This window comes from Intrasporangium sp., from assembly GCF_039812505.1.
GTDB lineage: Bacteria > Actinomycetota > Actinomycetes > Actinomycetales > Dermatophilaceae > Intrasporangium_A.
The window spans coordinates 21,554-32,894 of record NZ_JBDIAQ010000027.1 but is presented as its reverse complement, the minus strand read 5'-3'; the positions used below and the strand labels follow the sequence as shown (position 1 = coordinate 32,894).

The window sequence follows — 11,341 nt, the reverse complement described above, 5'->3', positions numbered from 1 at the left end:
GCCGCGCGGGCGTAGCTCAATGGTAGAGCCCCAGTCTTCCAAACTGGCTACGCGAGTTCGATTCTCGTCGCCCGCTCCGACCCCGCCCCGGCTGTCGCTGCCTACCGTGGAGGGCATGGACCGACCCGAACCCGCCGATGCCCCGATGGATCGCGACGCCGTGCTGCGCGCCACCTCGTCGACGAGGGCTTCCTGGACCGGCGGGCCGGGGGGTACTGGCGTTCGGGAGGGAGCACGAGCTGAACCGCACGGTCGCCGCGTAGGCTCGGTGAGCGGCATCCCGTATGCCGCTCAGCCGGCCCCGCGCAGGCCGAGCGCCTCCCGCTCAGCCGGCCCCGCGCAGGCCGAGCGCCTCCACGAGGTGGCTGCTGGCGCCCTCGCGCTCGAGCCCCTCCACGACGGCGGCGGCGGTCCGCGCGGAGGGCCAGGCATGGATCCAGAACAGCGCGGCGGCGCCCGGGACCGCGAGCACGAGCGGGAGCCACGTCCGCGGGGGCAGGATGGAGACGAACAGCGCGACGAAGACGGGCATCTCGCAGATGGCGGCGCGCAGGACGGTGGTCGAGCTGAAGTATCGAACGCTGGTGGCGGCCGCGTTCTCGTCCGGCAGGCCGTGCGGCAGCGCCGGCACCGCGTAGCCGACCTGGCGGATGAGCAGCGCGGCAGCGAGCAGCGCAAGCACGACGAGCGCGAGCTGCCACCACGCCGGCCATGGCGCGGTGGTGTCCACCAGCACCCGGGCCACCGCGACGAGGGCGGCACCGCCCGCGATCGTCGCCGCCAGCAGCTGCAGCATCCGGAGGCGGTCGCCGAGGGACGCGGGGAGGGCCGACATGGCGCCGAGCATAGGCGCATTTATCGATCCCACCGGTGGACGGCTAGCATTGTCGGTCGGTGCGTCATGCCGTCATGGCGTGTTGCCGGTGGCTCAGCATGAGTGGCCGACCCCGAACCCCCAGGCCGCTGCCGGCCGCGATCCCAGCCATGGAGTACCCGCAGTGAAGAGTGCGCTCGAGACCCTCAGCCCGACCCGGGTCAAGATGACCGTCGAGGTCCCGTTCGAGGAGCTCAAGCCGAGCCTCGACGCGGCGTTCAAGCACATCGGCGAACAGATCCAGGTGCCGGGCTTCCGCAGGGGCAAGGTCCCGGCACGCATCATCGAGCAGCGCGTCGGTCGCGCAGCGGTGCTCGAGGAGGCGGTCAACAACGCGCTCCCGCAGTTCTACGGCCAGGCCCTCGAGGAGCATTCGGTGCGCCCCCTCGGCCAGCCGGAGATCAGCGACCTGACGGTCCCGATGGCCGACGGCGACGACCTCTCGTTCGTGATCGAGGTCGACAAGCGCCCCGAGATCGAGCTGCCCGACTTCTCCGGCATCGAGCTGACCGTCGACGAGGTCAAGGTCGAGGACTCCGACGTCGAAGAGCGTCTCGACGCGCTGCGCGCCCGGTTCGGCACCCTCGTCACGGTCGAACGCGCCGTCCAGGACGGCGACTTCGTCTCCATCGACCTGTCGGCCCTCATCGACGGTGAGCAGATCGACTCCGTCAAGGGCGTCTCCTACGAGGTCGGCTCCGGCAACATGCTCGACGGTCTCGACGAGGCGCTGGTCGGCTTGTCGGCCGACGAGACCACGCAGTTCAGCGCCCCGCTTGCCGGTGGCGAGCACGAGGGCAAGCAAGCCGAGTGCACCGTGACGGTCACGGCCGTCAAGCAGCGCGAGCTGCCCGAGCTCGACGACGAGTTCGCCCAGCTGGCCTCCGAGTTCGACACCCTCGACGAGCTGCGCGCCGACATCGCCCGCAGCGCGGAGAACGACAAGAAGTTCGGTCAGGGCGTCGCCGCCCGCGACAAGCTGCTCGAGGCCATCCTCGACCGGGTCGAGGTGCCCGTCCCCGAGGCCGTCATCGAGGCCGAGATCCACTCGCACCTCGAGCAGGAGGGTCGCCTCGAGGACGACGAGCACCGGGCCGAGGTCGACGAGAGCACCCGCAAGGCGCTGCGCACCCAGCTGCTGCTGGACGCGGTCGCCGAGCAGCAGGAGGTCGAGGTCGGTCAGCAGGAGCTCATCGAGTTCCTGGTGATGTCCTCGCAGCAGTACGGCATGGACCCGAACGCCTTCGCCAAGTCGATCGACGAGGAGGGCCAGATCCCAGCTATGGTCGCCGAGGTCGCCCGGCGAAAGGCGCTGGCCACGGTGCTGGAGAAGGTCGCGGTCAAGGACACGGCAGGCAACGTCGTCGACCTCAACGCCGCCGTCCCCGGCACCGAGGAGGACGAGTCCGACAAGGACGAGATCGAGGTCGAAGCCGTCGAGGTGGGCGAGGTCGAGGCTGTCGAGGCGACCGCCGACGAGGCCGGCCCGGCCAGCGCGTCCGTGGCCACCGACGCCGACGCGGTCGGGAAGTCAGACGAGGCCGACGAGAAGGCCGACGTCTGACCCGCTCCTGACGCTCTCACCCGCACCGGCCTCCCGAGGTGTTCGTACCCCGGGGGGCCCGGTGCGCGGGCGGCGGCCGGGCCCCGCTCGCGCGCGCAGCCGTCGTGCTCACCCGGCCGCCCGGCGCGGCCTCATCATCCGCTCGGGGCCTACCGCCCCGGCTGGGTGTCCGGACCGTGCTCACCACCGGCCTCCCGCTGGAGCTCGGCCAGCTGCTCCTCCATGGCACCGAGGGTCAGGTGGTCGTCCACTGCCGCGTTGTTGGCCCCCGTGTTGCCGCCGCCGTGGCGCACGGTCACCGAGAGCTCGCCCTCGCGATGCTCTCGCAGCTGCTCCGCCCGCTCGGCCGCGCGGCCCACGTAGTCCTGCTCGACCTGCCTCAGCTCACCAGACTCGTTGAAGTCACTCATCACCTGCTCCTACCTCCTGAGCGCTACCCGGCCGCCAACCAGGCCGCCTACCTCAGGCGTACCCCCTTCAGGCGAAGGTAGACAGCTCACGCGCCCGGGCGGTGGACGGGACGCGGGCCGGGCGGCGGTGATCGCGGCGCCGCTCGGGATGCGGCCACGCGCCCGTCGCGCACCCGGTGCCGTGGCTGCGGGTTGTGCTCAGGGCGAACAACGTCCCGCCTGGAAATCCGCTGGCGACGAGGGACGTTAGGGTCTGTGACGAGCCAGCCGGCGCCGCCCCGACGGGTCGCGGCTGGAGAACTTCGACGATGGAGACTTAGGTGACCTCGGACATCACCGCGGCCAACGGCAACGGCATGCCGGGTGGTCTGGACGACCACATCTACAACCGCCTGCTCAAGGAGCGGATCATCTTCCTGGGCTCCGACGTGCGCGACGACAACGCCAACGCCATCTGCGCCCAGATGCTGCTGCTGTCCGCCGAGGACCCTGACAAGGACATCTGGCTCTACATCAACAGCCCCGGTGGCTCGATCTCGGCCGGCATGGCGATCTACGACACGATGAACTGGATCCCCAACGACGTCGCGACCGTGGCGATGGGCCTGGCCGCCTCGATGGGCCAGTTCCTGCTGTCGGCGGGCACGCGCGGCAAGCGCTATGCCACCCCGCACGCACGCGTCATGATGCACCAGCCCTCCGGCGGGATCGGTGGCACGGCGACCGACATCAAGATCCAGGCCGAACAGATGCTCTACATCAAGAAGCAGATGGCCGAGCTCATCTCGCAGCACACCGGCCAGAGCGTCGAGCAGATCGAGAAGGACTCCGACCGCGACCGCTGGTTCAGCGCGGAGGAGGCCAAGGAGTACGGCTTCGTCGACCACGTCTTCACGCGGTCGACCGACGCGCCCGACGCCGGTGCCCTGAAGCGCGACTCGGCGCCCGGCGCCGCGGCCACCGACGAGACCGCCTGACCCGGCAAGGACATTGGAGAACACCCGCATGAACATCGAACCGAGCGCACGCCTCGCCCTACCCGATGGTGCCCAGCCGCGCAGCCGCTACATCCTGCCGCAGTTCGAGGAGCGCACCTCGTACGGCATGAAGCGGTCCGACCCGTACAACAAGCTCTTCGAGGACCGCATCATCTTCCTCGGCGTGCAGGTGGACGACGCCTCGGCCGACGACATCATCGCCCAGCTGCTCGTCCTCGAGTCGCTCGACCCCGACCGCGACATCCTGATGTACGTCAACAGCCCGGGTGGGTCCTTCACGGCGATGACGGCGATCTACGACACGATGCAGTTCGTCCGGCCGGACATCCAGACCTTCTGCATCGGCCAGGCCGCCTCCGCCGCGGCGGTGCTGCTCGGCGCCGGCGCACCGGGCAAGCGGTTCGCGCTGCCGAACTCCCGCATCCTGATCCACCAGCCGGCCCTGTCCGGCGGCGACTACGGTCAGGCCTCCGACATCGAGATCCAGGCCAACGAGGTGCTGCGGATGCGCACCTGGCTCGAGGACACCCTCGCCCACCACACCGGCCGCAGCTCCGACCAGGTGCGCAACGACATCGAGCGCGACAAGATCCTCTCGGCCGACGACGCCAAGGAGTACGGGCTCATCGACGAGGTGCTCGCCTCGCGCAAGGCCTCGCTCGAGAGCTGACCATCGGGTATGCCGCTGGGCCCGGTCCCGCTGGAGGTCCCCTTCCAGCGGGGCCGGCCCGGCGGCATACCGCCATCTCGGGCCGACTCGAGGGTGACTCCGCTCGCGTCAGCCTACGGATTCGGGTGCGGACCCGATTCGGTAGGCGATTCGCGTCCGGTGGCCTACGGATTCGGGTGCGGACCCGATTCGGTAGGCGGGCTGTGGTACCAGCCCTTGTGGATGACTTTCTCTGGCCCCGGACGAAACCCGCAACGATCGGGGCATGACCCGCGCCGAACCGTTCCTCGTCAGCCAGGGCACCGGTGGTCGCCGTGTGCTTCCCGAGGGGGTCACCGAGTGGGACCTCCGGTCGGGCCGGTACCGCCGCCTCTTCTCCAGAGTCTTCATCAGCTCCGTGGCAACGGTCACTCCCGTGGTGCTGGCAGAGGCTGCACTGTTGCTCGCCGACCCGGGGTCCGTGGCGTCGCACCGGACAGCGGCCCGGATCTGGGGAGGGGTGGTCCCTGGCGACGGCCACGTGCACCTGACCTGTGTGGGAGGACGGCTGCCCAAGGTCAAGGGAGTTCGCGCCCATCGAGTGCGACCGGGTCAGCTCGCGACGGTTCATCGAGGGGTGCGGGTCACCACCGTCGAGACCACCTTCCTCGATCTGGCGGATGGCCTCGGCCTCGTGGACCTGGTGGTGCTGGGCGACTCGCTGGTCAGGCTGGGCGTCGTCACCCCGGAGCAGCTGGTCGCCGCCGCCGCGACCTTCACCGGCCGATCCCGGGCGCGCGCCAGACGGGCAGCCTCACTCGTCCGCCGCGACGTCGACTCGCCCATGGAGAGCAGACTGCGGATGCTGATCGTGCTCGCCGGACTCCCCGAGCCGGTCGTCAACCACAAGATCCACTGGGCGGACGGCCGGGTGCGGTGGCGCTTCGACCTGAGCTACCCGGAGTACCGGATCATCATCGAGTACGACGGGATGCAGCACCGGGAGTCCGATCGCCAGTGGTCGACCGACATCGGGCGGCGTGAGTGGATGGACAACGAGAACTGGCGCATCGTCGTCGTCATCGGCACCGGGGTCTACCGGACTCCAGCGACGACGCTCGGCCGGGTCATCGCGGTCATGCGGGCGCGGGGGATGGGGGTGCCGCGGCTCTCCGACGAGTGGCGCGCCCACTTCCCCAGCCTGCCGGGAGACATCACCGACCCGCTTGAGTACGGCGATGCGCCTACAGATTCGGGTGCGGACCCGATTCGGTAGGGGATTCGCGCCCTGGGCGCCTACAGATTCGGGTGCGGACCCGATTCGGTAGGGGATTCGCCCCCCGGGGCCTACAGATTCGGGTGCGGACCCGACTAGGTAGGCGGGATGCGGGCGCGCATGGGTGGGCGCAGCGTCTGGGAATGGCACGACTGCAGCTGGGCCGCCTGCTCGCGCTGGTGGCGCTGTTGCTGGGTCTCGTGGTGATCCCCGCACAGTCGGCGTGGGCGGCACCTACCTGATCTACGCCCGTGCTCAGGGCGGCGACCTCGTGTCCGGCCTCTGCGACGGGAACACCGCGTGGACCCCCGAGGCCGCCGAGGAGGTGGAGGCGGTCACCGGCCCCGGGCATGCTCCGGCCATGCGACCGGTGGCGGCACCGTCCGCGCAGGCGTTGCCGGGAGCGGTCGCAGCCCGCGGCGAGGGCATCCCCTGGTGGCCCTGGGTCGGCGGCGCCGGGGTGGTCATCGCCCTGGGACGGGTCTGGCTGGGACGGCACCGCCGGACGGGAGGCGAGTGAGCGGCATACGGACGAGTGACACGGCCGTCGTTTGTCCGCCATCAGCGGACAAGCGGCGTTGCGCGAGCGGGGAACACCTGCCGCGTCGTCTAATAGGTCATGGCCCCGTAGATTGGGGGTATGGCCCTGCGCACCCCCGCGCGAGGCAGTCGAGGCACCAGGAGCGTCCACGTGGCACGAATCGGAGAAGGCGGAGACCTCCTCAAGTGCTCGTTCTGCGGAAAGAGCCAGAAGCAGGTCAAGAAGCTGATCGCCGGGCCGGCCGTCTACATCTGCGACGAGTGCATCGAGCTGTGCAACGAGATCATCGAGGAGGAGCTGGCCGAGACGACCGAGCTGGGCCTGGAACACCTGCCCAAGCCGCGGGAGATCTACGAGTTCCTCGAGAACTACGTCGTCGGGCAGGACCAGGCCAAGAAGTCCCTGGCCGTCGCCGTCTACAACCACTACAAGCGCATCCAGGCCGGCGACGGGGTCAAGAAGGCCGAGGACCATGTCGACATCGCCAAGTCCAACATCCTGCTGATCGGCCCGACCGGATCGGGCAAGACCTACCTCGCGCAGACCCTCGCGCGGATGCTCAACGTCCCCTTCGCGATCGCCGACGCGACCGCGCTGACCGAGGCCGGCTACGTCGGTGAGGACGTCGAGAACATCCTGCTCAAGCTCATCCAGGCGGCCGACTACGACGTGAAGAAGGCCGAGACCGGGATCATCTACATCGACGAGGTCGACAAGATCGCCCGCAAGTCCGAGAACCCGTCCATCACCCGCGACGTGTCCGGCGAGGGTGTCCAGCAGGCGCTGCTGAAGATCCTCGAGGGCACGACGGCCTCGGTGCCGCCCCAGGGTGGCCGCAAGCACCCACACCAGGAGTTCATCCAGATCGACACGACCAACGTCCTGTTCATCGTGGGCGGGGCCTTCGCCGGCCTCGAGAAGCTCATCGAGCAGCGGGCCGGGCGCAAGGGTCTCGGGTTCGGTGCGGCGCTGCACAGCCCCAAGGACCTGGCCGACACCTTCGCCGACGTCATGCCCGAGGACCTGCTCAAGTTCGGCCTCATCCCGGAGTTCATCGGTCGGCTCCCCGTCCTGACGACGCTGGCCCCGCTCGACCGGCAGGCCCTGGTCGCCATCCTGACGACACCGCGCAACGCGCTCGTGAAGCAGTACCAGCGGATGTTCGAGATCGACGGTGTGGAGCTCGAGTTCACCCAGGACGCGATCGAGGCGGTCGCCGACCAGGCGCTGCTGCGCGGCACCGGCGCGCGCGGCCTGCGGGCGATCATGGAGGAGGTCCTCCTGCCGGTGATGTTCGACGTGCCGAGCGACGACGAGATCGCCCGGGTCGTCGTCACGCGCGAGGTCGTCCTCGACAACGTGCTGCCCACGGTCGTCCGGCGTGCACCGGAGACCCGCAAGCGCCAGCGCAAGGAGTCCGCGTGAGCCGGGGCCGGCGGACCCGAGCGAGGTAGCTCCACCCGTCGTGGCGGCACCGTTCCGGCTGGTCCGTGGTGACCCGGCCCCCCGTCAGCAGACGCCGACCACGTGCGGGTCGGCCTGTCTGGCCGTCGCCCGGATGCTCGCCAACCCGCCGCTGGCCGACTGGATCCGCCACGGTGACCCCGACCGGACGGGATCCGAGTCCCCCGAGGACCGCTTCGCCGCCTACGAGCAGGTCGTCGCGGGCCGCACGAACGGTCTGGTCGGTGCCGACGGGCGACTCCAGCCTCCCTGGCCGCGCGCGCTCGGCACGCCCCCCTGGGGTGCCCGCGGCGAGGTCGAGCGCGGGGTGGCACCGACTCCATGCCGCTACCGGACCACCTGGTTCCGCTTCGTCGCCCGCCGTCGGCTCGAGCAGGTCCACGGGGAGCTGCAGCGTCGGACGACCGAGTCCGGACCCGCGTTGCTCTACGTCGGCAGCTCGTCCCTGCCGCGCCACGTCGTGCTCGTGCTCCCCCCGAGCGCCGACCTCGACCCGGACGTCTACGAACCGTCGACCGGGCACGTCGTCGGCCTGCCCCGCGAGCCCTTCGTCACCCGACGGCTGGGCCTGGCCGGGTGGGACGTGCCCTGGTGCGCCGTCTGGCCGGCCGGGGGACACTGACGGTCAGTCCGGCTCCTCGGGCGGGTTGGTCCGCAGCGCCCACACCCCCGTCGCCAGCCCGGCCAGCCCGACGACGTATGCCGCCGCGCTGAGCCCTCCTGTCCGGCCGAGCAGGAGCGCGACCAGGACCGCGGCGACCGTGGCGGCGGCGACCGCGATGACGACCAGGCGCACCCACCGGCGCGCCGTGCTGCGCCCGAGGGGGGCCACCGGCGGCCGTGCGTCCGCCGCGGCCGTCGCGGCATGGGATACGGCCACTCCGGCGGCAGCCAGCACCGACCACCACGAGAAGCTGCCCTCCGGCGTCAGGTTGACCCACACGACGAGCAGCAGGGTCCAGAGCAGCAGGGCTGCGGCCGAGTTGGACAGGGACCACGTCAGCAGGGGCACGGCGGCCAGCAGCCACCATATGGCCTCCAACCCTCCGGCGGCCTGATCGAGGGCGGCAAGGTAGCCCACGACGCCGAGGGTGGCCACCCCGCCCAGCAGCGCGTGGGCCACCGACCACTCGGGCCCGGTGCCGAACCGGATGAACCGGACGGGCCGCCGGCTCGCGCGCCCCCCGCCGACCCCGCCGCCGTCGCTGCTCACCCGGCGCACCGTCCTCACCGGCGCACCAGCCGCGGCGCCGAGGCCCGGTGGGCGATGTCGCGCAGGACGTGGTCGAGCGAGCCGGAGCCGCGCCATGGGACGACGGGGACGCCGCGGCCGACGAGCGCGGCCACCTGGACCTGCCGGGACAGCAGCCGGATCCGCCAGGCGAGTGCCTCGTACGGGTCGTCGGGGCTGGCGGTCAGGTGCTCGGGAAACGTGTCGATCACGACCGTCGTCAGGCCGCGGGCGGCCAGCGTCGTGGTCAGCTCGACGACGACCCCTTCGACGAGGGGGCTCAGCACCAGGACGAGGCCGAGCGGGTCCAGGCCCCGGATGGCCAGCCGGCCGTCGTCCCGGCGTTGCGACGCCGGCTCGATCCGCGCCAGCGTCTCCAGGACCCGGCGCAGGTGGTGCGTGCCGGAGCCGACCCCGAGGGGTGGGATGTCGGCGGCGCCGACGGTGCGCAGCGTCAGCCGGTCGCCGGCCCGCAGGAAGTGGTCGGCGAGCGCGCCGGCCGCCCGGACGGTGACGTCAAGGCTCGTCGGGCGGCCGTCGACGCCCTCGCGGTGGCCCAGGTCGCTGAAGGCGTCGACGAGCAGCACGGCGTGCGCGTCCTCGTCGGCGAACGTAGAGGTGACGTGCAGGCGACCGGTCCGCAGCGAGACCGGCCAGTTGATCCGCCGCAGCCGGTCACCGGGCTGGAACGCCCGGATCGTGTTGAACTCGCTGCCCGAGCCGGGTCGCGCCGAGCGGTTGACCCCGACGATGCCACGCGGGTGCGGCGTCGGCGCAGCGGAGTCGAACACCGCCGGGACCGGCAGGGTCGTCGTGGTGAGGTCGGGCAGCTCGACCGGGCCCGAGCGGAACGCGCCCCACGGGCTGGTCAGGGCGAGCGTGACGGTCCCGAGGGGGCGCACCCCCCACCGGGTCGAACGAACGCCGATGACCGCCACCGGCCCCTCGACCGGGGCCGTCCCGGTCGACGGGCTCGGCTCCACCCACGGCGTCCTGGAGAGGATCACGACGCCGTGGCAGCCGGGGGAGAGCGCGTCGGTGTGCACGACGAGTGTCGTCGTCTCACCCTCCCGCAGGGTGGGCTGTGCGAGCCGGACACGGGCGGTCGGCTCGGTGCGCGGGCGGGCCAGCTGACCCCATACCGCCGCGACGACGAGGGGGATCCCGATGACGATCAGGTCCGGGCGGCGGAGCACGGCCGCGAGCAGCAGCGACCCGGCGCCGAGGGCGACGGCACGGAAGTGGGCCGCGGTCGGCGCCCACTCGCCGACCGAGCGGGTCACGGTGGTCCCGCGCCGGTCCGGCAGGTGCCGGTCAGCCGGCATCGCGCCCCGCCCGTGGTTCACCGGGCGCGCCCGCCGCCCGGCTGGTCGCCGAGCGCTGTTCCCGGGCGGACGGTGCGGGGACCGCGCGCAGCACCGAGGCCACGACACCCCCGGCGCTGACGCTGCTCATCCACAGCTCGGGCTTGATCGTGATCCGATGGGTGAGCACGGCCGGGGCGACGGCCTTGACGTCCTCCGGCGTGACGTAGTCGCGGCCGTCGACGACCGCGAGCGCCCGGGCGCACAGCATCAGCCCGAGGGCGCCGCGCGGTGAGGCGCCCATCAGCACGTCGCCGTGCGTCCGGGTCGCCGCCGTGAGCGCGACGCAGTACCGTCCGACGGACTCGTCGACGTCGGTGTCCTCGACGGCGGTCTGCATGGCGAGCAGCTGCTCGGCGGTCACGACCTGGCGCAGGGTCTGCTCCTCGTGCCGGCGCGCCACGCGCGCCGCGAGGATCTGCCACTCCTCGTCGGCCGAGGGGTAGCCGAACGAGACCCGCATCAGGAAGCGGTCGAGCTGGGCCTCGGGGAGCGGGTAGGTGCCCTCGTACTCGACCGGGTTCGCGGTCGCCAGCACGTGGAACGGCCGAGGCAGGGGGAAGGTGCGGCCCTCCACGGTCACCTGGCGCTCCTGCATCGCTTCGAGGAGGGCGGCCTGGGTCTTCGGCGGCGTCCGGTTGATCTCGTCGGCCAGCAGCAGCCCGGTGAACAGCGGTCCGGCCCGGAACTCGAACTCCCTGCTGCGCTGGTCGAACACGAACGACCCGGTGAGGTCGCCGGGCAGCAGGTCGGGGGTGAACTGGGCCCGCCGGAACTCCAGACCCAGTGTCTGCGCGAAGCTGCGGGCGGTCAGGGTCTTGCCCAGGCCGGGGAAGTCCTCCATGAGCACGTGCCCGCCGGCCAGGATCCCCGTCAGCACCAGCCGCAGGCTGCCCCGCTTGCCGACGACGGCCCGCTCGACCTCCGTCAGGATCGCCGAGCTGAGCTCGCTGGCCTCCTGCAGCTGCAC

General features: G+C 71.5%; 12 protein-coding genes and 1 tRNA gene. 8 read left to right on the top strand and 5 right to left on the bottom strand.

Features of this window, described 5'->3' with window-relative positions; all coding sequences use genetic code 11:
* Positions 1 to 5 precede the first annotated feature (5 nt).
* Positions 6 to 76 (top strand) — tRNA-Gly (locus tag WMI84_RS05985).
* Positions 77 to 325: 249 nt separating this feature from the next.
* Here the strand turns inward: WMI84_RS05985 and WMI84_RS05980 are convergent.
* Positions 326 to 835 carry a hypothetical protein gene (locus tag WMI84_RS05980; protein WP_347351287.1) on the bottom strand — a complete coding sequence of 170 codons (510 nt, stop codon included), beginning with the start codon at positions 833 to 835 and terminating at the stop codon, positions 326 to 328.
* 163 nt (positions 836 to 998) lie between these two features.
* On the opposite strand from WMI84_RS05980, the gene tig reads away from it, so the two are divergent.
* Positions 999 to 2,438, top strand: coding sequence for a trigger factor (tig, locus tag WMI84_RS05975; protein ID WP_347351286.1), 1,440 nt, complete (start codon positions 999 to 1,001; stop codon positions 2,436 to 2,438).
* Between the two features lie 149 nt (positions 2,439 to 2,587).
* Here tig and WMI84_RS05970 read toward each other — a convergent pair whose 3' ends face one another.
* Positions 2,588 to 2,848 (bottom strand): hypothetical protein, encoded by a 261-nt coding sequence (locus WMI84_RS05970; protein ID WP_347351284.1) that lies wholly within the window; start codon positions 2,846 to 2,848, stop codon positions 2,588 to 2,590.
* A 356-nt stretch (positions 2,849 to 3,204) separates the two neighbouring features.
* On the opposite strand from WMI84_RS05970, the gene WMI84_RS05965 reads away from it, so the two are divergent.
* From WMI84_RS05965 to WMI84_RS05940, 6 genes are all read left to right on the top strand, one after another.
* Positions 3,205 to 3,825: an ATP-dependent Clp protease proteolytic subunit gene (locus WMI84_RS05965; RefSeq protein WP_347351289.1), complete on the top strand. Its 621-nt coding sequence runs from the start codon at positions 3,205 to 3,207 to the stop codon at positions 3,823 to 3,825.
* A 28-nt stretch (positions 3,826 to 3,853) separates the two neighbouring features.
* Positions 3,854 to 4,516: an ATP-dependent Clp protease proteolytic subunit gene (locus tag WMI84_RS05960; protein ID WP_347351282.1), complete on the top strand. Its 663-nt coding sequence runs from the start codon at positions 3,854 to 3,856 to the stop codon at positions 4,514 to 4,516.
* 265 nt (positions 4,517 to 4,781) lie between these two features.
* Positions 4,782 to 5,771: a hypothetical protein gene (locus WMI84_RS05955; protein ID WP_347351281.1), complete on the top strand. Its 990-nt coding sequence runs from the start codon at positions 4,782 to 4,784 to the stop codon at positions 5,769 to 5,771.
* Between the two features lie 223 nt (positions 5,772 to 5,994).
* Entirely contained in the window at positions 5,995 to 6,291 is a 297-nt protein-coding gene (locus WMI84_RS05950) for a hypothetical protein (protein ID WP_347351279.1), read from the top strand.
* A gap of 171 nt (positions 6,292 to 6,462) precedes the next feature.
* Positions 6,463 to 7,737, top strand: coding sequence for an ATP-dependent Clp protease ATP-binding subunit ClpX (clpX, locus tag WMI84_RS05945; protein ID WP_347351278.1), 1,275 nt, complete (start codon positions 6,463 to 6,465; stop codon positions 7,735 to 7,737).
* A 40-nt stretch (positions 7,738 to 7,777) separates the two neighbouring features.
* On the top strand, positions 7,778 to 8,398 hold the full coding sequence (locus tag WMI84_RS05940; protein ID WP_347351276.1) for a hypothetical protein: 621 nt from the start codon (positions 7,778 to 7,780) through the stop codon (positions 8,396 to 8,398).
* A 3-nt stretch (positions 8,399 to 8,401) separates the two neighbouring features.
* On the opposite strand, the gene WMI84_RS05935 is transcribed toward WMI84_RS05940, so the two are convergent.
* The 3 genes from WMI84_RS05935 to WMI84_RS05925 are packed head-to-tail and all read right to left on the bottom strand — an operon-like array spanning position 8,402 to position 11,341.
* Positions 8,402 to 8,989, bottom strand: coding sequence for a hypothetical protein (locus WMI84_RS05935; protein ID WP_347351274.1), 588 nt, complete (start codon positions 8,987 to 8,989; stop codon positions 8,402 to 8,404).
* A gap of 14 nt (positions 8,990 to 9,003) precedes the next feature.
* Positions 9,004 to 10,332 carry a DUF58 domain-containing protein gene (locus WMI84_RS05930; RefSeq protein ID WP_347351273.1) on the bottom strand — a complete coding sequence of 443 codons (1,329 nt, stop codon included), beginning with the start codon at positions 10,330 to 10,332 and terminating at the stop codon, positions 9,004 to 9,006.
* The gene (locus WMI84_RS05925; RefSeq protein ID WP_347351272.1) at positions 10,322 to 11,341 is read right to left on the bottom strand and encodes a MoxR family ATPase; all 1,020 of its coding nucleotides are present in this window, start codon (positions 11,339 to 11,341) and stop codon (positions 10,322 to 10,324) included. Before WMI84_RS05925 ends, WMI84_RS05930 begins: the two co-directional genes overlap by 11 nt.

What these genes read in the sequence shown, in the direction of transcription:
- WMI84_RS05965 (WP_347351289.1), top strand. Translation starts at nt 3,205, where the DNA reads ATGCCGGGTGGTCTGGACGACCACATCTACAACCGCCTGCTCAAGGAG.
- WMI84_RS05970 (WP_347351284.1), bottom strand. Translation starts at nt 2,848, where the DNA reads ATGAGTGACTTCAACGAGTCTGGTGAGCTGAGGCAGGTCGAGCAGGAC.
- WMI84_RS05930 (WP_347351273.1), bottom strand. Translation starts at nt 10,332, where the DNA reads ATGCCGGCTGACCGGCACCTGCCGGACCGGCGCGGGACCACCGTGACC.
- WMI84_RS05980 (WP_347351287.1), bottom strand. Translation starts at nt 835, where the DNA reads ATGTCGGCCCTCCCCGCGTCCCTCGGCGACCGCCTCCGGATGCTGCAG.
- WMI84_RS05955 (WP_347351281.1), top strand. Translation starts at nt 4,782, where the DNA reads ATGACCCGCGCCGAACCGTTCCTCGTCAGCCAGGGCACCGGTGGTCGC.
- WMI84_RS05960 (WP_347351282.1), top strand. Translation starts at nt 3,854, where the DNA reads ATGAACATCGAACCGAGCGCACGCCTCGCCCTACCCGATGGTGCCCAG.